The organism is Arenimonas metalli CF5-1 (assembly GCF_000747155.1).
Taxonomy (GTDB): Bacteria; Pseudomonadota; Gammaproteobacteria; order Xanthomonadales; family Xanthomonadaceae; genus Arenimonas; species Arenimonas metalli.
Map to the genome: position 1 here is coordinate 66,933 of NZ_AVCK01000001.1, position 24,129 is coordinate 91,061.

23 protein-coding genes and 1 tRNA gene are annotated in these 24,129 nt (G+C 70.9%); 12 read left to right on the forward strand and 12 right to left on the reverse strand.

Annotation, left to right across the window (positions count from 1 at the left end):
* Window positions 1-10: 10 nt before the first annotated feature.
* The 3 genes from N787_RS00340 (at window position 11) to N787_RS15085 (ending at window position 1,828) form a co-directional block, all read left to right on the forward strand.
* Window positions 11-865 (forward strand): DUF817 domain-containing protein, encoded by an 855-nt coding sequence (locus tag N787_RS00340; protein WP_211252111.1) that lies wholly within the window; start codon window positions 11-13, stop codon window positions 863-865.
* Between the two features lie 49 nt (window positions 866-914).
* Complete coding sequence (locus tag N787_RS00345; RefSeq protein WP_034209939.1) at window positions 915-1,529, forward strand: trimeric intracellular cation channel family protein; 615 nt, start codon at window positions 915-917, stop codon at window positions 1,527-1,529.
* 134 nt (window positions 1,530-1,663) lie between these two features.
* Window positions 1,664-1,828, forward strand: a complete 165-nt coding sequence (locus N787_RS15085; protein WP_034209940.1) for a hypothetical protein — start codon at window positions 1,664-1,666, stop codon at window positions 1,826-1,828.
* On the opposite strand, the gene N787_RS00355 is transcribed toward N787_RS15085, so the two are convergent.
* Window positions 1,829-3,226, reverse strand: a complete 1,398-nt coding sequence (locus N787_RS00355) for a GntP family permease (RefSeq protein WP_034209941.1) — start codon at window positions 3,224-3,226, stop codon at window positions 1,829-1,831.
* A gap of 160 nt (window positions 3,227-3,386) precedes the next feature.
* On the opposite strand from N787_RS00355, the gene N787_RS00360 reads away from it, so the two are divergent.
* From N787_RS00360 to N787_RS00370, 3 genes are read left to right on the forward strand one after another with little or no spacing between them, the layout of a single operon-like run.
* Window positions 3,387-5,588 (forward strand): TonB-dependent receptor, encoded by a 2,202-nt coding sequence (locus N787_RS00360; RefSeq protein ID WP_034209942.1) that lies wholly within the window; start codon window positions 3,387-3,389, stop codon window positions 5,586-5,588.
* Window positions 5,588-6,658 carry an extracellular catalytic domain type 2 short-chain-length polyhydroxyalkanoate depolymerase gene (locus tag N787_RS00365; protein WP_084590545.1) on the forward strand — a complete coding sequence of 357 codons (1,071 nt, stop codon included), beginning with the start codon at window positions 5,588-5,590 and terminating at the stop codon, window positions 6,656-6,658. Before N787_RS00360 ends, N787_RS00365 begins: the two co-directional genes overlap by 1 nt.
* Window positions 6,659-6,674: 16 nt before the next feature.
* Window positions 6,675-10,001 (forward strand): hybrid sensor histidine kinase/response regulator, encoded by a 3,327-nt coding sequence (locus N787_RS00370; protein ID WP_034209943.1) that lies wholly within the window; start codon window positions 6,675-6,677, stop codon window positions 9,999-10,001.
* Window positions 10,002-10,080: 79 nt separating this feature from the next.
* Here the strand turns inward: N787_RS00370 and N787_RS00375 are convergent, their stop codons facing one another.
* Window positions 10,081-12,039, reverse strand: a complete 1,959-nt coding sequence (locus N787_RS00375) for a 3-hydroxybutyrate oligomer hydrolase family protein (protein ID WP_156968841.1) — start codon at window positions 12,037-12,039, stop codon at window positions 10,081-10,083.
* 110 nt (window positions 12,040-12,149) lie between these two features.
* On the opposite strand from N787_RS00375, the gene N787_RS00380 reads away from it, so the two are divergent.
* Complete coding sequence (locus N787_RS00380) at window positions 12,150-12,959, forward strand: 3-hydroxybutyrate dehydrogenase (RefSeq protein WP_034209944.1); 810 nt, start codon at window positions 12,150-12,152, stop codon at window positions 12,957-12,959.
* Between the two features lie 60 nt (window positions 12,960-13,019).
* Here N787_RS00380 and N787_RS00385 read toward each other — a convergent pair whose 3' ends face one another.
* Window positions 13,020-13,328: an EF-hand domain-containing protein gene (locus N787_RS00385; RefSeq protein ID WP_052574977.1), complete on the reverse strand. Its 309-nt coding sequence runs from the start codon at window positions 13,326-13,328 to the stop codon at window positions 13,020-13,022.
* Window positions 13,329-13,518: 190 nt separating this feature from the next.
* On the opposite strand from N787_RS00385, the gene N787_RS00390 reads away from it, so the two are divergent.
* Window positions 13,519-14,178, forward strand: coding sequence for a response regulator (locus N787_RS00390; protein ID WP_034209945.1), 660 nt, complete (start codon window positions 13,519-13,521; stop codon window positions 14,176-14,178).
* On the opposite strand, the gene N787_RS00395 is transcribed toward N787_RS00390, so the two are convergent.
* Entirely contained in the window at window positions 14,179-15,504 is a 1,326-nt protein-coding gene (locus tag N787_RS00395) for a hypothetical protein (protein WP_034209946.1), read from the reverse strand.
* A gap of 101 nt (window positions 15,505-15,605) precedes the next feature.
* Between N787_RS00395 and N787_RS00400 the strand changes: the two genes are divergently transcribed.
* The 4 genes from N787_RS00400 (at window position 15,606) to N787_RS00415 (ending at window position 17,533) form a co-directional block, all read left to right on the forward strand.
* Window positions 15,606-16,316, forward strand: coding sequence for a hypothetical protein (locus tag N787_RS00400; protein WP_034209947.1), 711 nt, complete (start codon window positions 15,606-15,608; stop codon window positions 16,314-16,316).
* 4 nt (window positions 16,317-16,320) lie between these two features.
* Window positions 16,321-16,779: a hypothetical protein gene (locus N787_RS00405; RefSeq protein WP_052574978.1), complete on the forward strand. Its 459-nt coding sequence runs from the start codon at window positions 16,321-16,323 to the stop codon at window positions 16,777-16,779.
* 67 nt (window positions 16,780-16,846) lie between these two features.
* Window positions 16,847-17,425, forward strand: coding sequence for a cysteine dioxygenase family protein (locus N787_RS00410; protein WP_034209948.1), 579 nt, complete (start codon window positions 16,847-16,849; stop codon window positions 17,423-17,425).
* A gap of 22 nt (window positions 17,426-17,447) precedes the next feature.
* A tRNA-Leu gene (locus tag N787_RS00415) sits at window positions 17,448-17,533 on the forward strand.
* Window positions 17,534-17,761: 228 nt separating this feature from the next.
* On the opposite strand, the gene metX is transcribed toward N787_RS00415, so the two are convergent.
* Genes metX through ccmC form a run of 8 tightly spaced genes read right to left on the reverse strand, consistent with a single transcriptional unit; the run spans window position 17,762 to window position 24,118 of the window.
* A complete protein-coding gene (metX, locus tag N787_RS00420; protein WP_034209949.1) occupies window positions 17,762-18,874 on the reverse strand; it encodes a homoserine O-acetyltransferase MetX in 1,113 nt (370 codons plus the stop codon).
* On the reverse strand, window positions 18,871-19,869 hold the full coding sequence (locus N787_RS00425) for a tetratricopeptide repeat protein (RefSeq protein ID WP_034209950.1): 999 nt from the start codon (window positions 19,867-19,869) through the stop codon (window positions 18,871-18,873). The genes metX and N787_RS00425 overlap by 4 nt, the downstream gene beginning before the upstream one ends.
* The gene (locus tag N787_RS00430) at window positions 19,869-20,294 is read right to left on the reverse strand and encodes a cytochrome c-type biogenesis protein (RefSeq protein WP_034209951.1); all 426 of its coding nucleotides are present in this window, start codon (window positions 20,292-20,294) and stop codon (window positions 19,869-19,871) included. Before N787_RS00430 ends, N787_RS00425 begins: the two co-directional genes overlap by 1 nt.
* On the reverse strand, window positions 20,291-20,824 hold the full coding sequence (locus tag N787_RS00435) for a DsbE family thiol:disulfide interchange protein (protein ID WP_034209952.1): 534 nt from the start codon (window positions 20,822-20,824) through the stop codon (window positions 20,291-20,293). Before N787_RS00435 ends, N787_RS00430 begins: the two co-directional genes overlap by 4 nt.
* Window positions 20,821-22,740, reverse strand: coding sequence for a heme lyase CcmF/NrfE family subunit (locus N787_RS00440; protein WP_034209953.1), 1,920 nt, complete (start codon window positions 22,738-22,740; stop codon window positions 20,821-20,823). The genes N787_RS00435 and N787_RS00440 overlap by 4 nt, the downstream gene beginning before the upstream one ends.
* Window positions 22,741-23,217, reverse strand: coding sequence for a cytochrome c maturation protein CcmE (gene ccmE, locus N787_RS15175; RefSeq protein ID WP_034209954.1), 477 nt, complete (start codon window positions 23,215-23,217; stop codon window positions 22,741-22,743). It lies immediately after the preceding gene.
* Window positions 23,214-23,372 (reverse strand): heme exporter protein CcmD, encoded by a 159-nt coding sequence (ccmD, locus tag N787_RS14550; protein ID WP_084590546.1) that lies wholly within the window; start codon window positions 23,370-23,372, stop codon window positions 23,214-23,216. The genes ccmE and ccmD overlap by 4 nt, the downstream gene beginning before the upstream one ends.
* Entirely contained in the window at window positions 23,369-24,118 is a 750-nt protein-coding gene (gene ccmC, locus N787_RS00450) for a heme ABC transporter permease CcmC (protein ID WP_034209955.1), read from the reverse strand. The genes ccmD and ccmC overlap by 4 nt, the downstream gene beginning before the upstream one ends.
* Window positions 24,119-24,129: the final 11 nt, after the last annotated feature.

The window sequence follows — 24,129 nt, forward strand, 5'->3', positions numbered from 1 at the left end:
GCCGTCCGCCGTGAACCTCCCCACCCTGGCGGCGATCGATGAGCACCTGGTGGGCGCGCGGCCACACCCCTGGCTCGCACGATGGCCGCGCTTCCTGCGCGAGTTCCTGTACTTCGGCATCAAGGAGGCGCGGGCCTGCCTGTTCGTGGTGCTGTTCTTCGCCGCCGTGTTCACCGTGCCGCGCGAAGGGCTGTTCGGCATCGCGCGCTACGACGTGCTGCTGTTCGCGGCGCTGGCGATCCAGGCTTTCATGCTGCTGGCCAAGCTCGAGACCTGGGACGAGCTCAAGGCGATCTGCCTGTTCCATGCCGTGGGCTTCGCGCTGGAGGTGTTCAAGACCTCGCCGTCGATCGGCTCCTGGAGCTACCCCGATGGCGGCGTGACCAAGGTGCTGGGCGTGCCGCTGTTCGCCGGCTTCATGTACGCGGCGGTGGGCAGCTACATCATCCAGGCCTGGCGCCTGTTCGACCTGCGCGTGCAGCACCACCCGCCGCACTGGATGGCGGCGCTGGTGGCCATCCTGATCTACGCCAACTTCTTCACCCACCATTACATCGGCGACTACCGCTGGTACCTCGCCGCGGCGGCGCTGGGCCTGTACGCGCGTTCCACCGTGGTGTTCCGCCCGCTCGACCGCGACCGCCGCATGCCGCTGCTGCTGGCCTTCGTGCTGATCGGTTTCTTCATCTGGATCGCCGAGAACATCAGCACCTTCTTCCACGTCTGGAGCTACCCGAACCAGTTTGGCGCCTGGGCCGTGGTGCACGTGGGCAAGTGGAGCTCGTGGGCGCTGCTGGTGGTGATGACCTTCACCATCGTCGCCAACCTCAAGCACATCAAGGCGCGGATCCACGTGCCCGACTGAGCCCGGCCCGGGCGACGCTGGTAAAGTGCCCGGCCAAAGGGGGATCCGCATGGACTATCTGCTCGTCACGCTCGACCTGGTCGGCACCTTCGTGTTCGCGCTCAGCGGCGCGCTGGTGGGCGTGCGGCACCGGCTCGACCTGTTCGGCGTGCTGGTGCTGTCCTTCGTGGCGGCCAACGGCGGCGGCGTGATGCGCGACACCATGATCGGCGCGACGCCGCCGGCGGCGCTGCAGGACTGGCGCTATGTCGCGATTTCGATCGCCGCTGGCTTGCTCACGTTCTGGCGGGCCGGTGCCATCGAGCGCTGGCGCAATCCCGTGCAGAGCATCGACGCGCTCGGCCTCGGCGTGTTCGCCGTGGCAGGCGCGCTGAAGGCGCAGGCCTTCGGCCTGGGTCCGGTCGGCGCGATGCTGCTGGGCATGCTCACCGGCATCGGCGGCGGCATGATCCGCGACGTGCTGGTGGCGCAGGTGCCCACCGTGCTCAAGGCCGAGCTCTATGCCATCGCCGCGCTGTGCGGCGCCGGCGTGGTGGTGCTCGGAACGGCGCTGGACCTGCCCCTGGCGGCCGTGGTGGTGGCCGGCGTCGTCACCTGCACCGGCCTGCGCCTGTTCGCGATCCGCCGCGGTTGGGCGCTGCCGGTGGCGCGGCCGCCGGAGTAGCCAGCCAGGCTGAATCCTCCCCGACCATGGCGACCGGCAACTAGCGGTGCGTTCAGGCAGCCACTGCTATCAACGTCGCACGCAGGCAGGCCAGCAACCCAAAGGCCCGCCGCGCCACCGAGAGGAGACGCCCCATGTCGTTCGCACTGTTCCTGATCGGCCTCACGCTGGTGGTCATCGGCATCGCCTGGGCGATGGTGACCGCCGGCATCCCGACGCTGTACATCGGCATCACCTGCCTGATCGTCCTGGGCGCAGGCATCATGGCCGCGGTCTCGAAGACTCGCACCAAGGACTGATCAAACCCACCCGGTGGCGTAGAACACGCCGATGATCACGAACACCGCCAGCGTCTTGATGATCGTGATGGCGAAGATGTCCTTGTAGGCCTGGCGGTGGGTCAGGCCGGTCACGGCCAGCAGGGTGATCACCGCGCCGTTGTGGGGCAGGGTGTCCATGCCGCCGCTGGCCATCGAGGCCACGCGGTGCAGCACCTCCATCGGGATGCCGGCGGCGTTGGCGTTGGCGATGAAGGTGTCGGCCATCGCCGCCAGCGCGATCGACATGCCGCCGGAGGCCGAGCCCGTGATGCCGGCCAGCGCGGTCACGGTGATGGCCTCGTTGACCAGCGGGTTCGGGATCGAGCCCAGCGCATTGGCCACCACGAGGAAGCCGGGCAGGGCGGCGATGACGGCGCCGAAGCCGTATTCGGACGCGGTGTTCATCGAGGCCAGCAGGGCGCCGCCGATCGCGGGCTGGGTGCTTTCGGCGAAGTGCGCGGTCACCGGCTTCCAGGCCAGCACCAGCACCGCGGCGATGCCGGTCAGCAGCGCACCCTCCACCGCCCAGATCGCGGCGATGCGGCTCACTTCCTGCACCACGGGCGCGGCGTTGCCGATCACCGAGGGCGCGAACTCGTGGCTGTCGCCATAGATGCGCGGGATCAGCACGGTGTAGAGCTTGTTGCTGACGCCGACCAGCACCAGCGGCAGCAGCGCGACCAGGGGGTTGGCCAGCTTGTCGCCCGCGAACGGCGCGGGCTCGTTCTTCAGCTCGGTGCCATAGCCTTCGCCCGCGCGCAGGGCCACGCGGCGGCGCCATTCCAGGTAGCTCATGCCCAGCGCCAGGATGAACACGCCGCCGATCGTACCCAGCACCGGCGCCGCCCAGGTGTCGGTGCCGAAGAAGCCGGTCGGGATGATGTTCTGGATCTGCGGCGTGCCCGGCAGCGCGTCCATGGTGAAGGTGAAGGCGCCCAGCGCGATCGTGCCGGGGATCAGGCGCTTGGGGATGTCGGCCTGGCGGAAAAGTTCGGCCGCGAACGGGTACACCGCGAACACCACCACGAACAGCGACACGCCGCCGTAGGTCAGCACCGCGCACACCGCCACGATCGACAGCATGGCCCGGTCGGGCCCGAACAGCCGGATGGTCGCGGCCACGATCGACTTCGAGAAGCCCGAGACCTCGATGAGTTTTCCGAAGATGGCGCCCAGCAGGAACACCGGGAAGTAGAGCTTCAGGAAGCCCACCATCTTGTCCATGAACAGGCCGGTGAACATCGGCGCGACCAGGCTCGGGTCGGTCAGCAGTACCGCGCCCAGCGCCGCCACCGGCGCGAACAGGATGACGCTGTAGCCGCGGTAGGCGACCAGCATCAGGAAGCACAGCGCGGCGAGCACGATCAGGAAGGACATGCCTTCGGTCCCCGGTTCGGATCAAGGCCCCGAGTGTCCCCAGCCGCCGCCGCGGCGGCCACATGTACCAAGGTACAGGTGCCGGCGGCCCGGGCCGCCGCATAGTCTTCACGGCATCCGGCCATCCCGGCCTGTCCACCGCGTTGCAAGGGGATAACGAATGAAGCGCAACCACCTCAGCCTGGCCATCGGCCTGACCCTTTCCCTGGCCGCCGTGCAGGCGCAGGCCCAGTCGGCCCCGGCCGCGGCGCCGTCCAGCGAGGCGGTGACCCTCGACGCGGTGCAGGTCACGGCCCGCAAGCGCGAGGAAACGCTGCAGGAAGTTCCGGTGGCGGTCACCGCCTTCACCGCGGACAGCATCGACAAGCTCAACATCCGCGACCTCGGCGACCTCGACGCGCAGGTGCCGAACCTCACCGTCTACGCCGCCCGCGGCTCGAGCAGCACCGTCACCGCCTACATCCGCGGCGTCGGCCAGTCCGATCCGCTGTGGGGCGTGGACCCGGGCGTGGGCATCTACCTCGACGACGTCTACATCGCCCGCCCGCAGGGCGCGCTGCTGGACGTGTTCGACGTCGAGCGCGTGGAAGTGCTGCGCGGCCCGCAGGGCACGCTGTACGGCAAGAACACCGTCGGCGGCGCCATCAAGTACATCTCGCGCGGTCTGTCGGCCGAGACCGAGGGCATGGCCCAGCTCACCGTGGGCAACTATGGCCAGCTCGACGTGAAGGGCGCCATCGGCGGTTCGCTGGGCTCCGACGCCCTGCGCGCCCGGGTCGCGGTCGCCAGCCTGCACCGCGACGGTTTCGGCGAGAACACCGTCACCGGCCAGGAAGTCAGCGACAAGGAGATCCTGGCGGCGCGCGCCCAGGTCGGCGCCTTCATCAGCGACGACTTCAACATCCAGGTGGCCTTCGACTGGATGGACGACCAGTCCGGCGTGCGCGGCGCCAAGATGCTCTCCGCCAACCGTTTCGTGCCGACCGCGCCGCCGATGGCCAGCCGCTACGACGTGCGCAACGGCATGCCCAACGTCAACGACACCTCGATGACCGGCGTCTCGGCCGTGGCCAACTGGCGCATCAGCGATGACTGGGGCTTCAAGTTCGTCAGCGCCCGCCGCGAGTCGGACACCGAGACCAACATCGACTTCGACACCACCCAGGCCACCATCGCCGACGTCAAGGCCTTCTACAGCGACGAGCAGATCAGCCACGAGCTGCAGTTCAACTACGACGGCGGCGGCCGCGCCCGCGGCGTGATGGGCGTTTACTACTTCGACGGCGAAGCCGGCGGCCAGGTGCTGAACAACTTCTTCGGCCTGCTGTTCGGCGACACCCAGGGCACCGTCTACACCGACTCCATCGCGGTCTACGGCGACTGGAGCTTCGACCTCACCAACAAGTGGAAGCTCGACGCCGGCCTGCGCTGGACCGACGAGGACAAGCGCGCCGACGTGCTCAACCGCGGCTACAGCGACCGCACCTATACCACGCCGATCTCGGTGGTGGCCGACTTCGACCGCACCATCAACTTCACCAACGTGGCGCCGAAGATCTCGCTGGGCTACCAGGCCACCGACGACATCCTCGTCTACGGCCTGGCCACCCGCGGCTTCAAGTCGGGCGGCTACAACATCCGCGCCCAGGCCACGGCGGTGCCGCGCTCGGCCGAGCCCTTCGACGACGAGGTCGTGGACAGCTTCGAGGTGGGCACCAAGATGTCCTTCCTCGACCAGCGCCTGTTCCTGAACCTCTCGGCCTTCCACAACAAGTACGAGGACATCCAGCTGTCGGTGTTCACCAGCTACGACAGCAACGGCGACGGCACCAACGATGCCTTCTTCGGCGACTTCACCAATGCCGGCAAGGGCACCGTGCAGGGCCTGGAGGTCGAGTACCAGTGGCTGCCGACCCGCAACTGGCTGGTCAGCGGCAACCTGGCCTTCCTCGACGCCGAGTACGACGAGTTCATCTACGCCGGCCTGAACATCGCCGACGAGCAGGAGTTCACCAACGCCCCCGAGTTCTCGGGCGCGATCAACGTCGAGTACCGCACCGACCTGGCTTCGGGCGGCAACCTGGCGGCGCGCGTGGGCTACAGCTACCAGGACGACGTGGTCGCCACCACCGAGATCGTCCGCACCGGCGCGCTGCCGATCACCCAGGACGGCTACGGCCTGGTCAACGCCGGCGTGATCTGGAACACCGGCGGCAGCTGGTCCTTCTCGCTGCAGGGCACCAACCTCACCGACAAGGAATACCGCACCACTGGCTACAACCTCAACGCGGCCCTGGGCGTGGTCACCGGCTTCTACGGCCCGCCGCGCCAGTACAGCCTGTCGGCCCGCTACGACTTCTGATGCACCAGTTTCCCCGGGGAATATCCCAACGGGCCGCGCAAGCGGCCCGTCTTTTTACGACAGGGCCGCGGCCGGCCGCGTTCGCGGCGGCGCTGCTGCTCGCGGGTTGCGCGGCGCAGACCGCGCCACCGCTGCCGCGCCTGGCCATCGACCCCGGGCGGGTCGCGGTGGTGGGCGTGTCCTCGGGCGCGTACATGGCGACCCAGGTGCACTTCGCATATTCGGACCGGTTTGCCGGCGCGGCGCTGGTCGCGGGCGGTCCCTACGGCTGCGCCGAAGGCAAGCTCGAGCTCGCGCTGGGGCCGTGCATGAAGGCCGAGCCGGCGGCGCCGGACGTGGCGCGACTGGCCGAGGCGGTGCGCGAACGCGCGCAAGCCGGTGCGCTGGCGCCATTGGCGGGACTGGCCGGCGATCGCGTGCTGGTGCTGCACGGCCAGCACGATCGCACCGTGGCCGCGGCCGTCAGCCGCGCGGCGCTGGACGTGTACCAACCGCTGGGTACGGACGTTGAGGCGCTGCAGCTACGCTTCGAAGGCGACGGCGACTTCGGCCACGTGATGCCGACACTGCGCGCAGGCGTGGACTGTCGGGCCGGCGGCGCGCCGCACCTGGGCGCCTGCGGCCTCGATGCCGCGGGGCAGGTGCTGGGCTGGCTGTTCGAGGCCGGCGGCACGGCGACGGAGGCCAGCGGGGAGCTGCGGCGCTTCGACCAGTCGGCGCACGCGCCGGACGGCGCGGACCCGCTGCTGGCCGACGAAGGTTTCCTCTACGTTCCGGAAACCTGTGCGGCGGGCGCGTCCTGCGGCGCGGTGGTGGTCTTCCACGGCTGCGAGCAGGACATCGGCCGCCTCGGCGACCGCTTCGCGCGCGAGGCGGGCTTCAACCGCTGGGCCGACGTGCACGGGCTGGTGGTGCTGTATCCTCAGGCGCGATCGAGCTATCTGCCGCTGAATCCGAAGGCATGCTGGGACTGGTGGGGCTATACGGGGCCGGACTACGACACCCGGCGCGGCGCGCAGCTGCGCTGGCTGGCGTCGGCCATGGCCGCGCTGGGCGCGCCGCTGGAGTGAACCCGGGCGCCGCGCCGTGCTGACCGACGCCTTCGTCATCGGCGCAGGCCTGGTCTGGCTGGGGCTGCTGTTCGGCACCGCGCTCTGGGCCGAGCGTCGTCCGGGCCTGCTCGCGAAGCAGTGGCCCGTGGTCTACAGCCTCTCGCTGGCGGTGTACTGCACGTCCTGGACTTTCTACGGCACGGTGACGCAGGCGCAGCGCTCGGGCTGGCCGATCCCGCCGACCTTCCTCGGCACGATCCTGCTCTACGTGCTCGGCTTTGGCTTCCTGCTGAAGCTGCTGCGGCTGGCGCGCGAACACAACTCCACTTCGCTCGCCGATCTCGTCGCGACGCGCCTGGGCAAGAACTCGTGGCTGGCCGCGGTGGTCACCTTCGTGGCGATGCTGGGCATCGTTCCCTACATCGCGCTGCAGCTCAAGGCCGTGGCGATGAGCTACGGGCTGCTGACGCGCGCTTCCGACCTGTCGCCGCCGCCGTGGCAGGACAGCGCGCTGTACGTGGCGCTGGCGATGGCGCTGTTCGCGATGCTGTTCGGCGCGCGCCGCGCTTCGGCGGTCGAGCACAACCGCGGGCTGGTGCTGGCGATGGCGCTGGAGTCGCTGCTCAAGCTCGGCGCGATGCTCGCGCTGGGCGGCTTCGTCTGGTTCGGCCTCGACCTGCCCGAGGTGCCGCCGGTGCCGCCGCCGGCCGATGGCGCCAGCGGCTTCCCGGCGCTGGTGCTGCTGGGCGCGCTGGCGATGTTCACGCTGCCGCACCAGTTCCACGTCGGCGTGGTCGAGTGCCGCGACGAAGGCCAGCTGCGCACGGCGCGCTGGCTGTTCCCGCTGTACATGCTGCTGATCGCGCTGCCGATCCTGCCGCTCGCGCGCGCTGGCGATGCGCTGCTGGCGCCGATGGGCGTGCCCTCCGACCTGTACGTGCTGGCGCTGCCGCTGGCGCAGGGCCAGGAGCCGCTGGCGCTGCTGGCCTTCCTCGGCGGACTGAGCGCGGCCACGGGCATGGTGATCCTCTCGACGCTGGCGTTGAGCGTGATGATCAGCAACCACTGGCTGGCGCCGCTGCTGGTGCGCGGCGCCTGGGGCCTGGGCCGCGGCCGCGGCGCCGACCTGCGCGGCGCGGTGCTGATGCAGCGGCGCGTGGGCATCCTGGTGGTGGTGCTGCTGGCCTGGCTGTACAGCCGCGCGATCGCCGGCAGCGATGCGCTGGCGGACATCGGCGCGCTGTCGTTCTCGGGCCTGGCAACGCTGGCGCCGGCGGTCGGCTTCGCGGTGTGGCGGCCGCAGACGCCGCCGCGCGCGGTGCTCATCGGCCTGCTGGCGGCGGTGGCGATGTGGATCTGGGTGCTGCTGGTGCCGGCGCTGGCCGAGGCCGCGGCGCATCGCGGCGGCTGGCTGGTGGACGGTCCGTTCGGGCTGGCCTGGCTGGCGCCGGATGCGATGTTCGGATTGGGCGAATGGAGCCGGATCGCGCGCGCGACCGTGCTGAGCCTGGTCGCCGGTGCGCTGGTCACGTGGGCGCTGGCCTCGCGCCTGGACGTGATGCCTGACCGGGGCCAGGGCGCGACGCTGACGCGCGACGGGCTGCGCGCGGTCGCGGTGCGCTTCCTGCCGCTGCCGCGGGTCGAAGCGGCGCTGGCCGGCGCCAGCGGCGACGGGGCGGTGGCGGCCGAGGTGCAGCAGCGGGTCGAGCGCGAACTGGCGGCCGTGCTGGGCGCGGCCTCGGCGCGGCTGCTGCTCGACGCCGCGCGCCGCGAGCAGGGCCGCGACCTCGACACCGTCGCCACCATCGTCGGCGAGGCCTCGCAGGCGCTGCGCTTCAACCAGCGCGTGCTGGAGGCGGCGCTGGAGAACATGAGCCAGGGCATCAGCGTGGTGGATGCCGAGCTGCGGCTGGTGGCCTGGAACAAGCCTTACGCCGAGCTGTTCGACTATCCGCCCGAATTGCTGCAGGTCGGCGTGCCGGTGGCCGAACTGGTGGCGCACAACGTCGCCCGCGGGCGCATCCAGGGCAAGGCGGCGGGCGACGCGGTGCAGCGCCGGATCGAACACATGCGCGCCGGAACGCCCTACGTGACCGAGCGCCGCTTCGGCGACCGGGTGGTCGAGATCCGCGGCACGCCGATGCCGGGCGGCGGTTTCGTGGCGACCTTCACCGACGTCACCGCGTTCCGGCGCAGCGAGGCGGAACTGAAGTCAGTGGCCGAGACGCTCGAGCACCGCGTCGCCGAGCGCACCGCGGAACTGGCCGGCGCCAAGGCCGAGGCCGAGCGCGCCAACCGCGCAAAGACCCGCTTCCTGGCCGCGGTCAGCCACGACCTGGCGCAGCCGCTGAATGCGGCGCACCTGTTCGTGCATGCACTGTCGCCGCAGCTGTCGGAACCGGGGCACCAGGCCGCGCTGGCCAACATCGACGGTGCGCTGGGCTCGGCTGAGTCGCTGCTGGGTGGGCTGCTCGATATCTCGCGGCTCGACGCCGGCGGCATGGCGCCGAAGCCGCAGGCCTTCCGGCTCGACGAGCTGGTGCTGCCGCTGGCGGCGGAGTTCCGCGTGCTGGCGGCGGAAAAATCGCTGCCGCTCGACACCGTCGCGTGCCGCGCCTGGGTGCATACCGATCCGCAGCTGCTGCGGCGCGTGCTGCAGAACTTCCTCGGCAATGCGGTGCGCTACACCGCGCGCGGCCGGATCCTGATCGGCTGCCGCCGGCGCGGCGACCGCCTCGCGATCGAGGTGTGGGACACCGGGCCCGGCATCGCCGAGGCCGACCAGGCGGTGATCTTTGAGGAGTTCCGTCGGCTCGACCGCGGCGGGCAGGGCCTGGGCCTGGGACTCGCCATCGCGGAGCGCGTCGCCCGCCTGCTCGGGCTGCCGCTGAAGCTGCGTTCGTGGCCGGGCAAGGGCACGGTGTTCTCGATCGAAGTGCCGCGCGCCGCGCCCGCGCCGGCGCCCGCCGCCGCGCCCGAGCCGCCAGCGCCGGAGCCGCCGCGCAGCCGGGTGCTGGTGGTGGACAACGACGCCGACGTGCTGCGCGGCATGCAGGCCCTGCTGCAGGGCTGGCAGTGCGAGGTGCTGGCCGCGCGCGATGCGGACGAAGCGCTGCGGCTGGTCGCGGCCGCCACGCCCGACCTGGTGCTGCTCGACTTCCACCTCGGCGACCACCAGACCGGCCTGATGCTGCGCGAACGCCTGGCCACGGTGATGCCGGCGCGCCCCTGCGTGGTCATCACCGCCGACCACGGCACCGACGTGCGCGAGGCCGTGGCCGCGGCCGGCTGCGTGCTGCTGCACAAGCCGCTGAAGCCGCTCGCGCTGAAGTCCGTGATGGCCCGCCTGCTGGCCCGCTGATCGGTCTTGCCTGTAGGAGGGCCTTCAGGCCCGAAGCTTCTCGGCGAAAAGCTTCGGGCCTGAAGGCCCTCCTACAGGTTCACGGCATTTGGCCGAGGTTTTCGGCGCGCAGCGGCTGCACGGCGCCATCGACGAATGCGCGCGGCGTGGTGGCGATGTCGGCGTCCGCCGGCAGCGGCTTGTCCTCGGCGATGTGCGCCCAGGCCGCGTCCAGCGCGCGATAGCCGTACGGCATCATCGGAACGTAGCGCATCGCCAGCACCGGCAGGCCGAGGAAGGCGTCGAAGTGCTGGGCGTTGCGAACGCGCCAGTAGCGGATCGCCGCACCGTCCTGCGCCGCCCAGCGCGCGTAGGCCGCGCCGCTGAACGCTTCCGGCACGAGGCCGTCATCGGCGCCGTGCACCACGATGACGGGCAGGCCGGCGCGCGGCGGCGCGGCGCGGGTCTGCTCGATGCCGGCGCGCACCGCGCTTCCGGCGTCGTCCCAAAGCCCGCGCAGGCAGAGGTTGCCCGGGAGCGTCGGGTCGCCGCCTTCGGCCGGCGGGCTGCGCAGCGCGATGCCGTTGCCGGGCGGGATGCCGCTGCCGTCGCTCCACCAGGCCGCGCGTTCGGCGGCGGTGGGTGCGCGCGGCTGGCCCGACGCATCCAGCGCCGTGAAGGAGAAGCCGCAGGGCATGGCGTCCGGGCCGGTGCGCGCGTACGCGGAGGCGTAGGTGGCGTTCACCGCGCGCCAGAGGTCGAAGTTGCTGCTCAGCGCGCCCGCGGCGATGGCTTCGTCGGTCCAGCCGCCGGCCAGCAGGTGCCGGCGCGCGGCCTCGGCCTGCGCGGCGGAATCGTCGGCGTCGACGAGGCCCGCCGCGCGCAGCGAGGCGCAGCGCGCGAAACCGGCCGTCGACGATGCGCCGCCGGGCCGCGCCAGCGGGACGGCGTCGAAGGCGCGGGCATTGAGCGCGCAGGGCATCCAGATCGCCGCGTCGCTGGCGTAGTCGTAGAGCGGGCGGCCGCCGTCGCCGGGCAGGATGTTCGGCGACACCGCCAACACGGCGTCGAAGTGCGGCCCGCCGAGTTCGCCCGCGCGCAGCACCGCGCCGCCGCCGTTGGAGACGCCGACCGCGATCACGCGCGTGGTGTCGAAGGTCCAGGGGGCCGCGTCCGGATAGGCCAGCGAAAGCACCTGCAGCGAGAACTCGGCGGCCTGCGCCACGTGGTGGCCCCAGTCGGCTTCGGGATTGTCGCCTGAGTGGGCGTGCTTGACGGCGATCGGTGCCGCGCCGCCGGAGGCGCTGCCCGCGGCAACGGTTGCACCCGGCGTCGCGGTGTCGTCGGCGTTCGCACCATCAGCTGCGGCCATGGCCGGAACGCGGAACTCCACCGGCGCGTCGCCATCGGCCAGCCGGCCGTCGAGGCCGAAACCGCGGCCATCGCGGGTATCCACGTAGCCGGTGCCCGCGCCCTTGTCGGTGTAGGCCACCGCGCAGCCGCGCGGCAGGCCCCAGGCACCGGCCAGCGCGATCGCGCCGTAGACCCCGCGCGAGCCGGACGAGGCGGCCACCACCACGCAGCGCGCCCCGGCATCGAACCCGTCGGGCACCTGCACCATCACGCGGTGCGGCTGCTTCCGGCCCGGCAGGCGCACCAGCGCGTGGTACTCGCGGCCCGGCACCGGCGCCAGCGCGCCGTAGGTCTCGGCGTAGCCGCCGCCCGGCGAGAGGTCGGCGATGCCGCGCCAGTTGGTCCAGATCGCGCGCCGGCGCAGTTCGGCCGCGGTCGGCTGCGCCGGGTCGGCGAAGGCGGGCGGGGTCGCGCTGCGCAGGCCGGCTTCGCCGAGGCCAGCGGTCAGCAGGTCGTCCCCGTCCCGGTGGGTGTGCAGCGAGATGCCCGCGTCCAGGTCCAGCGAAGGCGTGCGCGCGGCGTGGCCGGCGCAGCCCGCCAGCGCCAGGGCCAGCATCGAGGCCAGCGTCGCGCGGCGGCGGCGGTCCCAGGCCGGCGGCGTGCGCGCGGGCAGGGGGCGGGAGGGCGGGGTGGTCTTGGCGTTCATGCACCGACCTTAGCAATGGCGACCGGGCAGGGCATCGTACCTTGGTACGACGCGCCGGCCGGGCAGGCGCTGCTAGGGTGGATGTTCGCTTTCGCCGCCAGGACCACGCCATGACCGATCGCTTCCTCGAAGGCCGCGTCGCCCTCGTCACCGGCTCCACTTCGGGCATCGGCCTGGCCATCGCCCAGGGCCTCGGCGCCGCCGGCGCACGGGTGGCGGTGAATGGACTGGGCAGCGCCGCGCAGGTCGGCGCCGCCGTGGATGCCGTCCGCCTGGCCGGGGCGCCCGATGCCCGCCACTTCGACGCGGACCTGTCCGACGCCGCCGCCATCGAAAAGATGATGGCGGCGCTGGCGGAATGGGGCCCGGCCGACATCGTGGTCAACTGTGCCGGCGTGCAGCACACCGCGCCCATCGCCGAGATGCCGACGGCCACCTGGGACAAGCTGATCGCCATCAACCTCAGCGCCGCCTTCCACACGATGCGGCTGGCGCTGCCGGGCATGGCCGCGCGCGGCTACGGGCGGGTGGTGAACATAGCCTCGGTGCACGGGCTGGTGGCGTCGGTGAACAAGTCGCCTTACGTCGCCAGCAAGTTCGGCCTGGTCGGCATGAGCAAGGTCGCGGGCCTGGAGTACGCCGGCGCCGGCTCGCGCGACACCGGTGGCGTGACGGTGAACTGCGTCTGCCCCGGTTGGGTCGAGACGCCGCTGATCGAACCGCAGATCGCCGCGCGCGCCGAAGCCGTCGGCGGCGACCGCGACGCCGGCGTGCGCGAACTGCTGCGCGAGAAGCAGCCCAGCGGCCGCATGTCGCTGCCCGCCGAGATCGCCGACACGGTGCTGTGGCTCTGCCGCCGCCAGTCGCACAACCTCACCGGCGCCGCCATCCCCATCGACGGCGGCTGGACCGCGCAATAAGAAAATGGGGTCAGAGTAATTTTGCGTTTCAAACGCAAAATTACTCTGACCCCTTTTTTGTTACTTCCAGGCGGCGAGTTCGGCGTCGGTGATGCGGCCGTTGCGGTCGGTGTCCACCAGGCGGAATTCGCTGGCGAGGGCGTGGCTTTCAGGTACTTCCGCGCGCACCACGACGCCGTCGCCATTCTTGTCCAGCTGCGCGACGGTGGCGTCGTAGTCGCTGGCGTTCGGCAGCGGCGGCTGCACCGACTGCACGGTGACGGGACCGGTGCTGGCTTCGAAATCGACGCGCGCCCCCGTGGTTTGCTGCGCAAACGCAGCTCCGGCCGAGAGCGTGCCCAGCAGGGCGAGCGAGATCAGGGTCTTCATGGCGGGATCTCCTGGAAAGGAATGTGCGGACGACCCTGCCGCTGGCACCCCGAACGTGCGGTGAACACCGAACCGGCGTTCAGCCTTCCTTGTAGGAGGGACTTCAGTCCCGAAGCTTTTCGCCGGAAAGCCTCGGGACTGAAGTCCCTCCTACAGGGCGCGGGCCAGGGATGCGGATAGAATCGGGCGCATGACGCGACTGCTGATTGCCGACGACCATCCGCTGTATCGCCTCGCGCTCACGCAGGCGGTGCGCGGCGTGCTGCCCGATGCCACGATCCACGAGGCCGAGGACCTGCCGGGCGTGCAGGCCGCACTCGCCGCGCATCCCGACACCGACCTCGTGCTGCTCGACCTGCACATGCCCGGCAGCCATGGCCTGGTCGGGCTGGCCTCGCTGCGCGCCGAGCACCCGGGCGTGGCCGTGGCGATGATCTCCGCGCACGACGACCCCGTCACCATCCGCCGCGCACTCGCGTATGGCGCCGCCGGCTACCTCACCAAGCGCGCCGACCTGTCCGAGCTGCAGGCGGGCCTGCGCGCCGTGCTGGCCTGCGAGGAATGGCTGCCGCCGGCGCTGCGCGAGGCGGTGAAGGGCGCGCCCGCCGAGCCCGGCGATCGCGAGACCGCCGCGCGGCTGGCCACGCTCAGCCCGCAGCAGTTCAAGGTGCTGGCGCGCGTGGCGGAAGGCCGCCTCAACAAGCAGATCGCCGACGAGCTTGGCATCCAGGAGCGCACGGTGAAGGCGCATATGAGCGCCATCTTCGAGAAGCTCGGCGTGCGCAACCGCACCCAGGCCGGCGTGCTGCTGGGCGCGCTGGCGCTGGCCGATCCCGCGCGCGAGGCCTGATCAGCGCCAGAACGGGATGCGGTAGGGCCTAGTGTCCGCGTCGACCGGGGCCCGCTCTTTTCCGGTCGGCGGCATCACCGTGAGTTCGTGGCGGCCGGCGGCCAGCGCCGACACCGGGATCATCGCCAGCAGCCCGCGCTGTCCCGTCTGCGGGTCTTCGGCGGCATCGAGCGGCACCGCGACCGGCTGGCCGTCGATGCGCAGGTCGAGAATGGCGGACAGGCAGGCCAGGCGCACGCGGTCGCCTTGCGGATCGTCCTGTGCCAGCGCCTCGGGGCAGCGTCGCTGCATCGCCAGCGTGTGGCGCGACGGCAGGTAGGGAATGAACACGCGCAGGTAGGGACCGCGCACGACCGGGTCGGGGATGAAGGGCGGCGGCACCAGGATCACCGCATCGCCGCGCTGGCTGGCGTAATGCATGGGCAGCAGGGTGTTCGAGCTCATCGCGCGATCGTCCGGCAGTCCCGGGTAATCACCGAAGCCCCAGCCGACGCGCGCCGCGAAGGCCTGGTAGCTCACCACCGCCATCATCAGCGCCATCGTGATGCCCACCAGCCAGCCGGTGAGCCGGCCGCCCTCGTTGCTGCCGAACAGCAGCAGCAGCGGGTTGCTGCTGCGGCTGAAACCCAGCGCTGCGTAGAACCGGAACCCGCGACGCAGCCAGCGTTGCTCGCGCGTGCCCTCCGACGCACGCTTGCCCCGGCGCCGATCCCAGGCCACCAGTACGGCGAACGGCAGGTACATCAACAGGAACCCGCCCATCAACACGTAAAGCGTGGCGTCGCCGCCCGGGCCGCCGAGCGCGAGGTAGCCCCAAACCAGCCCGGTGCCGAGGCCCACGATCACGATCGGCATCAGCATCAGCGCCGCCATCCCGAAGCCGACGCCGAACACGCGGCTGGCGAGGTTGTCGGCGCGCTCGATCAGCTCGGACATGTCGCCGCAGCGCTCCCGGCTGGTGTCGGTGTAGTAGGGGCCCATGCGCCGGAGCTTGTCCCAGCGGATGCCTTCCGGGTACACCGAATTCAGGCCGACCAGTGCGACCCAGTGGCCGCGCAGCGCGAGGTGGGCGATGAAGGTGGCGATCAGGGTGAGCAGGGCGAACTTGACGTAGACCCACAGCGCAATCACCAGCGCGCCGATTTCCACGGCGCTGCCGTTGTTCATGTTGAACATGACGCGGTCGACGACCGCCGGCAGCTGCAGCAGGCCGAACACCGTGGCGCCGGAGATCAGCAGCTCCATGTCCCAGGTGGGCGTGGTGCGCTTGGGAAGCTGCTGCGGATCGTCGGTGCCGGGCGCGGCCGCGGCGTCGGACTGGTGCATGTTAGTCCCCTTGTACCAAGCGGCTAGGTTGGCAGACCGCGGCGGTTCCGGACAAGCGCGCGGTGGTAGCATCGGCGCCCTCATTCGAAGGCGGGCAAGGCATGAAGAAGCTGCTGTTGATCCTGGCGTTGGTCATTGGCGCCGCGGTGGTGGGCAAGTCGCTGCTGTCGGACCAGCCGGTGCTGCTCCTGGCCAGCGGCGAGCTGAAGAACCCGTACGCGCCCGGCTCGGCGCTGCATGCGCAGCAGCAGGAGTTCGTGGACCAGTTCAACGCCGATCCGCAGCTGCGCGACCGCTTCGCCGGCACCTTCACCAGCAAGGGCCTGTATGCCGAGATGGACGCGGCGCTGCGCCGGGGCGCCCGGTCGCTCGATGGCGCGCAGCTGATCTCGGTGACCCGCGCCATGGCCGCCGTGATCCCTCGCCTGCAGCAGGCCAACTGCGCCAAGCTGATGCGGCCGAAGGACGACTTCGACCGGGTGCTGGGCGCCGACGTGCAGGGCGCCCTCGAGCGCCTGCCGCCGCGCCACCACCTCAACTTCTGGCGCTTCTACCTGGCCGCCCTCAAGGCCGAAGTCAACGACCTGCCCGAGCGCCCCATCGACCTGGCCGCACGCGAGCGCGCGCTGATGGAGCTGGGCCGCCGCTTCAACCAGAACGACGTCGCGCGCCTGCAGCGGGTGGTGCAGGACCCCCGCTCGGCGCCCGATGCAGACGCCTGCTGGGCCATCAATGCGTTCACCCACAACGCCACCCAGCTTTCGCCCGACCACGCCGAGGCGCTGGCCCGGCTGATCTGGGGCGGCCAGTAAGGCCATGCCCCTCCTGGCCGGCCTCGCGCGGATGCTGGTCGCCACGCTGGGCCTGGCCTGGGCCAGCCCGGTGACGGTGGCGGGCCTGCTGGCCGGCCTGGCCGGAATGCCCTTCGGGGCCCGCGCGCGGTTCTCGGACGCGGCCCTGGTGTTCCATCGCTATCCCTGGGGTCCCGGCGGCGCGCTGACCCTGGGCAACGTGATCCTGCACACCGGCGCCAGCCTGGACGAGCCGGCCGTGACCTACGCCTGCCGCGCCCGCGGCGGCCGCGACCAGCAGGTGCGGCTGGGCGACCACGAGCGCGCCCACGTGCTGCAGTACCTGGCGCTGGGGCCGCTATTCCTGCCGCTGTACTTCGCCTGCGGCGGCATCAGCCACCGCAACCGCTTCGAGCAGGCGGCCGACCGCTACGCCCTGACCGGGCGCGGCTGGTGGCCCTGGCCGCGGCCCGAGGGGCTTTGACGCGACTCAAGGCGGCGTGAAAGGGCGGTGGTAAACTGCCCGGCATCCCGAAACCCCTGGTGATGCCATGTTGGCCCTCGAATTCCCCGGCAGCGACAAGCTGATCGCGATGATCAACGCGGCGGTCACCGGCGACTGCCAGCGCCACACCACCGACTGCATCCGCAATGGCCTCTCCGGGCTGATCCGAAACCGCGCGATGACCCTTCCGGCCTGCGTGCTCGAGCCGGTGGCCGACCACTACGCCCGCCGCGAGCTCTACCGCTGCGAGCTGACCGGCTTCAGCGTGGTGGCGATGACCTGGGGCCCGGGGCAGGGCACCGCCATCCACGACCATTCCGGCGTGTGGTGCGTCGAGGGCATCGTCGAGGGCCAGCTGGAGATCACCCAGTACGACCTGCGCGGGCGCGACGGCGACCGCTTCCAGTTCGAGCCCGTGGGCACCACGCTGGCCGGCGCCGGCTCGGCCGGCAGCCTGATCCCGCCGCACGAGTACCACACCATCCGCAACCCCAGCGCCACCGACATCGCGGTGTCCCTGCACATCTACAAGCAGGCCCTGACCTGCTGCGCGCACTTCCACCCCGCGGGCGAGGGCTGGTACACCAAGGCCGAACGCCAGCTCGGCCTGGACGAAGCGGCCTGAGCTATAATCGCCGCGCCAACGTGCCGGTGTGGCGGAATGGTAGACGCGGGGGACTCAAAATCCCTTGGCAGCGATGTCGTGTAGGTTCGAGTCCTATCACCGGTACCAAGCAAATGAACCAGGTTCATTTGTCGATCAAGAGACCCGCGCAAGCGGGTCTTTTGTTTTTTGCCACGGATAAACACGGATTGGAGACAGCCACGGAAACCCACGGATGAATCAATGAACAGGAGCGCCTTCGCCGCCCAACCTCATCCCGGCGAAAACCCACTCCTCTTTCGCTCTATCCGTGCGTATCCGTGTTCTTCTCCGTGAAAATCCGTGGAAAAAAAACTGCTACAGCCTCGCGAGGAACCCACCGATGGCGGGGCCGAAGCGGTCGATGTCGACGAGGAAGGCGTCGTGGCCCTGGGGCGAGGGCAGGGGAAGGAACTCCGAATCGGCGCCGCCGGCGCGCAGGCCGTCGGCCACCTGTTCCTGCTGCTGCAGGGGGAAGAGGATGTCGGTGTGCACGCCGATCGCCAGCGCGCGCTCGAGCCTGATGGTCGCCAGCCCGCGCAGCACGTCGCCGTTGCCGTACTCGGCCACGTCGAACCAGTCCATCGCGCGGCCCAGGTACAGGTAGCAGTTCGGGTCGAAGCTGCGCACGAAGCGGCGGGCGTGGCCCTCGAGGTAACGCTCGACCTCGAACTCCTGGCCGAAGGGATCGTCCTCGCGGCATTCGCTGTCCAGGCGCACGCGGCCGAAGCGGCCGTCCCACTCCATCGCAGAGCGATACGTCACCACGCCGAGCTTTCGGGCGATGCGCATGCCGTTTTCCGGATAGGCATGCTCGTCGTAGAGGCCCTGGTTCCAGTTCGGATCGAGCCGGATCGCCTCGCGCTGCAGCGAGCGGATGGCAATCGAGAACGGCAGCGCCTGCGCGCTTCCCGAGACGTTGATGTGCATGCGCGCCGCGCCCGGGTGCAGCAGCAGGAAAGCCAGCGCGGTCATGCCGCCCATCGAGTTGCCGATCACGCAGGCCAGGCGCTCGATGCCGAGCGAGCGGACGACGTGGTGCGCGGCGCGCGCGCCGTCCTCGATCGACAAGTCGGGGTAGGCGAGGCGGTAAGGCTGGCCGGTGGCCGGGTCGATCGACGCCGCGCCAGTCGAACCCTTGCAGCTGCCCAGCGCATTAACGCACACCACGAACCAGCGGTCGGTGTCGATCGGCTTGCCGGGGCCCAGCATTGCTTCCCACCAGCCCGGCTCCGGGTTGGCTTCATTCGACGCGGCATGCGCATTCGGCGACAGGCCGGTAAAGATCAGCACGGCGTTGTCGCGCTCGGCGTTCAATTCGCCCCAGGTCTCGAAGGCCATACGCGCGCCGTGGAGCTCGCCGCCGCGCTTGAACGCGAACGGCGAGGGCAGGGCGACGAAGCGCGTGCCCGGCGGGATCACCTCGGTCACGGCAGCACCTGGTCGATCACCAGCTCGGCGCGGGCGCCGTCGGCGACGGCCAGCGTCACGGCGCCTGCCTCGAGATCACCCGTCGCGGCGGCCGCGTCACCGGACTTCGAAATGCGCGCCAGCACGCGGACTTCCTTCTGCATCGACAGCTTCTGCGCCGGCATCAGGCCGTCGGCATCCGACAGCGTGAGCGTGAGCGGGAAGCCGGTGGCCGGCAGGCGCTTGACCGCCACCGGCAGGCCGGCGCCGTCGGCGGTGCGGGCGAAGACGTAGAGCGCGCTGCCGTCGCCGACCTGCTGCGCCAGCGCAGGCGCCAGCGACACGGTGACGGTGATCGACGGGCCCGCGGCAGCCGGCAGGTCCTCCAGCGGCGCCAGGCCCGCCAGTTCGCGCGCCTGGTCCAGCTGCGGCTTCAGCGCCAGCGCGGTTTGCGGATCCAGCAGCGGCAGCAGGCGTTCCCAGAGCGCGGCGGCCTCGGCCGGCTGGCCGGACTGCAGGCGCTGCGCGCCGAGGAAGAAGAGGCCGCGCTGGTGCGTCGGCGTGCCGGCCACCACTTTCTCCAGCAGGGCGGTGGCGCTGTCGGGGAAGCGGCCATCGGGCGCGGCGCGCATCTGCGCGTCGGCGTACTCGACCATCAGGTCCGGCTCGTCCGGCAGGATCGCGTAGGCCTTGGCGAAGGCATCGCGGGCGTCGGCCCAGCGCTGCTGCGCCATGCGGCTGCGGCCCAGCAGCACCCAGCCTTCGACGCTGCCGGGCTCGTCCGCGAGGCGACGCTCCAGCTGCGCGATGGCGCCTTCCAGCGTGGTCGGGGCCTCGACGTTGGCCGGGTCCAGCGCGTCGGGCTCGCCCACCGCGTAGTAGAGGCCCACGGTCAGCGCGGGCACCGCCAGCAGCAGCGCCAGCGCGCTGCCGCGCGCCGAGCGCCACAGCGGCGGCAGCACGAAGGCGAGGGCGAGCGCGACCAGCAGCGCGGCGCCGATCAGGAAGGACGTCATCACCACTCCTGGGAATCGTTGGGCGGCGGCACCGCGGGGGCGGCGGCGGCGCGGCGGCGCACCACGACCACCAGCACGGCGGCGCCACCGAGCAGGATCAGCGCCGGTCCGAACCACAGCAGCCAGGTGCTCGGCTTCACCGGCGGGTTGTAGAGCACGAAGTCGCTGTAGCGCGCGACCAGGTAGTCCTTGATCTCGTCGTCGCTCTTGCCCTCGCGCATCAGGTCCAGCACCTGGCGGCGCAGGTCCTCCGCGATCTGGGCGTTGGAGTCGGCCAGCGACTGGTTCTGGCACATCACGCAGCGCAGCTCGGCGGCCAGCGCCCGGAAACGCGTTTCCTCGGCCGCGTCGCGGAACTCGATGGGCGCGGCGGCCGTGGCCACCAGCGAAGCGAGCATCAGCAGCAGGAAGAGAAGGCGCTTCATCGCAGATCCTCGATCAACGGCAGCAGCTGCGCCTCGACGACTTCGTCCGTCACCGGCCCGACGTGCTTCCAGCGGATCACGCCCTGCGCGTCCACCAGGAAGGTCTCGGGCGCGCCATAGATGCCCCAGTCGAGCGCGGCGCGGCCCTCCTCGTCGGTGATGACGAGGTCGTAGGGATTGCCGAACTGCTGCAGCCAGCGCTGCGCGTCCCCGGGGGTGTCCTTGTAGTCGTAGCCGACCACCTTGATCACGCCGCTCTCGGCCAGGCGCGTGATCACCGGGTGCTCGTCGCGGCAGGCCGGGCACCAGCTGCCCCAGACGTTGAGCAGGTAGGGCGCGCCGAGCAGGTCGGTGTTGCGCACGATGCGCTCCGGCTCGCCCAGCACCGGCAGCGCGAAGTCGGGCGCCGGCTTGCCCACCAGCGGCGACGGGATCGCGCTGGTGTCCTTGCCGGAGTTCATCATCACGCCCACGCCCAGCAGCACGGCCAGGCCGAGGAAAGCGATGAAGGGCAGCAGCCGCCGGATCATGCCGGCACCTTGCGGCGGAAGCGCTGGTCGAAGGCGACGATGAAGCCGCCCAGGGCCATGAACAGCGAGCCGAGCCAGATCAGCCGGATCCAGGGCTTCACGTACAGGCGCAGCGCCCAGGTGCCGTTGGCATCGAGCGGCTCGCCCAGCGCCACGTAGAGGTCGCGGTGCAGGCTGCCGTGCAGCGCGGCCTCGGTCATCACCTGGCCGCCGGCCTTGTAGGCGCGCTTCTCGGGATGCATCACGGCGATCTCCTCGCCGTCGCGGCTCACGCGCACGGTGCCGCGGTCGGCGATGAAGTTCGGGCCCGGGGCCTTCTCGACGCCGTCGAAGGCGAAGTCGTAGCCGCGCAGCGCGAACACCTGGCCGGGCCGCGCCGCCACGTCACGCTCGATGCTGGTCGATTCGGTGATGAACACGCCGGCCACGAAGATGCCGATGCCCGCGTGCGCCAGCACCATGCCCACCATCTCGGCGGTGAAGCGGCTGCCCTTCGAGCGCGCGCGCTGCCAGACGAAGCGGGCGGTGCCGCCGAGGATCCAGGCGGCGCCCAGCAGGCCGAACGCGGTCTTGGCCGTGCCCTCGGGCCAGGCGAAGAAGGCGACGACGCCGACGATCACCGCCAGCACCGCCCAGGGCGCCAGCCAGCGCAGCGGCTGCGCCATGTCCTCGCGCTGCCAGCGCACCAGCGGCCCGAACGGAACCAGCGCCACCAGCGGCGCCATCAGCAGGATGAACAGCAGGCCGAAGTAGGGCGGTCCGACCGAAATCTTGCCCAGGTCCAGCGCATCGGCCAGCAGCGGGTACAGCGTGCCCAGCAGGATCATCGCCGCCGAGGCGGTCAGCAGCAGGTTGTTGGCCAGCAGGAAGGTCTCGCGCGACCCGGCCGCGAACGGCTGGCCCGACTCCACCTTCGGCGCCCGGATCGCGTACAGCAGCAGCGAGCCACCGATCACGATCGCCAGGAAAATGAGGATGAACATGCCGCGCTCGGGATCCGAGGCGAACGCATGCACCGAGGTCAGCACGCCCGAGCGCACCAGGAAGGTGCCCAGCAGCGACAGCGAGAACGCCGCGATCGCCAGCAGCATCGTCCAGCCGCGGAAGCTGCCGCGCTTCTCGGTGACGGCCTGCGAGTGCACCAGCGCCGCGCCCACCAGCCAGGGCATGAAGCTCGCGTTCTCGACCGGGTCCCAGAACCACCAGCCGCCCCAGCCCAGCTCGTAGTAGGCCCAGAAACTGCCCAGCGCGATGCCCAGCGTCAGGAAGGCCCAGGCCACGTTGGTCCACGGCCGCGACCAGCGCACCCACTGCGCGTCCACCTTGCCGTCGATAAGCGCCGCCACCGCGAACGCGAACGCCACCGCGAAGCCGACGTAGCCCATGTAGAGCAGCGGCGGGTGGAAGATCATGCCCGGATCCTGCAGCAGCGGGTTCATGTCGCGGCCTTCGGCGGCGCCCGGCAGCAGGCGCACGAACGGGTTGGACGTGAACACGGTGAAGGCCAGGAAGCCCACCGACACCATGCCCATCACCGCCAGCACGCGCGCCACCACCGGCGCCGGCAGCGCCTTCGAGAAGCGCGCGACCAGCGCGGTCCACAGCACCAGGAACCAGATCCACAGCAGCAGCGAGCCTTCGTGGGCGCTCCACACCGCGGTGATCTGGTAGGCGCGCGGCAGCAGCGTGTTCGAGTTCTGGGCGACGTAGGCCACCGAGAAGTCGTGCTGCAGGAAGGCCCAGGTCAGCAGCCCGTAGGACACCGACACCAGCACCAGCAGGCCGTAGGCCAGTGGCCGCGCCGTGGCCATCCAGGCCGCGTGGCCGCGCTGCGCGCCGGCCAGCGGCAGCACTGACAGCGCCACCGCCAGCACCATCGCCAGCAGCAGGCTGATCAATCCGAGTTCGGGCAGCACTCAGTAGCCTCCCGGCTTGGCCTCGCCCGCGGGCGCCGCCTCGACCTTGTGCTTCTCGTGCGCCTTGCCCATGGCGTCGGCGACTTCCTTGGGCATGTACTGCTCGTCGTGCTTGGCCAGCACCTGGGTGGCGATGAAGACATCGCCCTCGCGGCGGCCGGTGGCGACCACGGCCTGGTTCTCGCGGAACAGGTCCGGGAGGATGCCTTCGTAATGCGCGGTCATGATCGCGTCGCCGTCGGTGACGCCGAACTGCACCTTCAGCGTGCCTTCCTCGCGCTTGAGCGTGTCCTTGGCGACCATGCCGCCGAGCCGGAACACGGCCTGGTCGGCGGCTTCGCCCGCGAACACCTGGCTGGGCGTGTAGAGGTAGGTGATGTTCTCGCGCAGGGCGAGGGTGACCAGCGCCGCGGCCACGCCGGAGGCGGCGAGCAGGGCGAGGATGAGCAGCAGGCGGCGCTTGCGGATCGGGTTCATGCGGGGGTTCCGGTCTTGCGGGCGGCCTCGCGCGCGGCGCGCCGGGCGATCTCGCGGCGGGTACGGGACAGCTTCAGTCGCGGCACCGCGAAGTCCCAGGCCAGGAAGGCGGCGAACACCGCGTAGGCGCCGATGACGTATTCCAGGTAGTTCATCGCGCCACCCCCGAGGCCGCGCGGGCCCAGTCCTTGCCGGCCTCGCGCGCGAGGTTGTCGGCGCGGGCGCGCTGCAGCAGCGAGCCGATGAACCAGAACTTGGTGGCGAACACCATCACCCACAGCGGCCAGGCCATCGACGAATCCATGGTCGATTCGCCGAACAGCTTGATGGTGGCGCCCTGGTGCAGCGAGTTCCACCACTCCACCGAGTAGCGGATCACCGGCAGCAGCACCACGCCGACGATGGCCAGGAAGCCGGCGGCGCGCGCGGCGGCGCGGCGGTCCTCGATGGCGGTGTTCAGGCCGATCACGCCCAGGTACAGGAACAGCAGCACGAGCTCGGAGGTCAGGCGCGGGTCCCAGTCCCACCAGGTGCCCCACATCGGCTTGCCCCAGATCGAACCGGTGGCCAGGGTGACGAAGGTGAACCAGGCGCCGACCGGCGCGCAGGCCATCGCCAGAACTTCGCAGAGCTTGATGTGCCAGACCAGGGCGATGACGGCATAGACCGCCATCAGCGCGTACACGAACAGGCTCATCCACGCGGCCGGCACGTGGATGTAGAGGATGCGGAAGCTGTCGCCCTGCTGGTAGTCGGCCGGCACCATGAACAGCGCGCCGTAGAGGCCCACGGCCATCATCGCCAGGGCGACCAGGAAGGAGACCGGCACCCAGCGCGCCGCGAAGCGATCGAAGACCGGCGGCGAGCCGAGTTGGTGGAACCAGAGCAGGACGGGATTCACGGTGGTTTGCG

Excerpts from the sequence above, each read along its gene's own strand:
- N787_RS00345 (WP_034209939.1), top strand. The coding sequence starts at position 915 with ATGGACTATCTGCTCGTCACGCTCGACCTGGTCGGCACCTTCGTGTTC.
- N787_RS15085 (WP_034209940.1), top strand. The coding sequence starts at position 1,664 with ATGTCGTTCGCACTGTTCCTGATCGGCCTCACGCTGGTGGTCATCGGC.
- N787_RS00355 (WP_034209941.1), bottom strand. The coding sequence starts at position 3,226 with ATGTCCTTCCTGATCGTGCTCGCCGCGCTGTGCTTCCTGATGCTGGTC.
- N787_RS00360 (WP_034209942.1), top strand. The coding sequence starts at position 3,387 with ATGAAGCGCAACCACCTCAGCCTGGCCATCGGCCTGACCCTTTCCCTG.
- N787_RS00365 (WP_084590545.1), top strand. The coding sequence starts at position 5,588 with ATGCACCAGTTTCCCCGGGGAATATCCCAACGGGCCGCGCAAGCGGCC.
- N787_RS00375 (WP_156968841.1), bottom strand. The coding sequence starts at position 12,039 with ATGAACGCCAAGACCACCCCGCCCTCCCGCCCCCTGCCCGCGCGCACG.
- N787_RS00380 (WP_034209944.1), top strand. The coding sequence starts at position 12,150 with ATGACCGATCGCTTCCTCGAAGGCCGCGTCGCCCTCGTCACCGGCTCC.
- N787_RS00385 (WP_052574977.1), bottom strand. The coding sequence starts at position 13,328 with ATGAAGACCCTGATCTCGCTCGCCCTGCTGGGCACGCTCTCGGCCGGA.
- N787_RS00390 (WP_034209945.1), top strand. The coding sequence starts at position 13,519 with ATGACGCGACTGCTGATTGCCGACGACCATCCGCTGTATCGCCTCGCG.
- N787_RS00395 (WP_034209946.1), bottom strand. The coding sequence starts at position 15,504 with ATGCACCAGTCCGACGCCGCGGCCGCGCCCGGCACCGACGATCCGCAG.
- N787_RS00400 (WP_034209947.1), top strand. The coding sequence starts at position 15,606 with ATGAAGAAGCTGCTGTTGATCCTGGCGTTGGTCATTGGCGCCGCGGTG.
- N787_RS00405 (WP_052574978.1), top strand. The coding sequence starts at position 16,321 with ATGCCCCTCCTGGCCGGCCTCGCGCGGATGCTGGTCGCCACGCTGGGC.
- N787_RS00410 (WP_034209948.1), top strand. The coding sequence starts at position 16,847 with ATGTTGGCCCTCGAATTCCCCGGCAGCGACAAGCTGATCGCGATGATC.
- N787_RS00425 (WP_034209950.1), bottom strand. The coding sequence starts at position 19,869 with ATGACGTCCTTCCTGATCGGCGCCGCGCTGCTGGTCGCGCTCGCCCTC.
- N787_RS00430 (WP_034209951.1), bottom strand. The coding sequence starts at position 20,294 with ATGAAGCGCCTTCTCTTCCTGCTGCTGATGCTCGCTTCGCTGGTGGCC.
- N787_RS00435 (WP_034209952.1), bottom strand. The coding sequence starts at position 20,824 with ATGATCCGGCGGCTGCTGCCCTTCATCGCTTTCCTCGGCCTGGCCGTG.
- ccmE (WP_034209954.1), bottom strand. The coding sequence starts at position 23,217 with ATGAACCCGATCCGCAAGCGCCGCCTGCTGCTCATCCTCGCCCTGCTC.
- ccmD (WP_084590546.1), bottom strand. The coding sequence starts at position 23,372 with ATGAACTACCTGGAATACGTCATCGGCGCCTACGCGGTGTTCGCCGCC.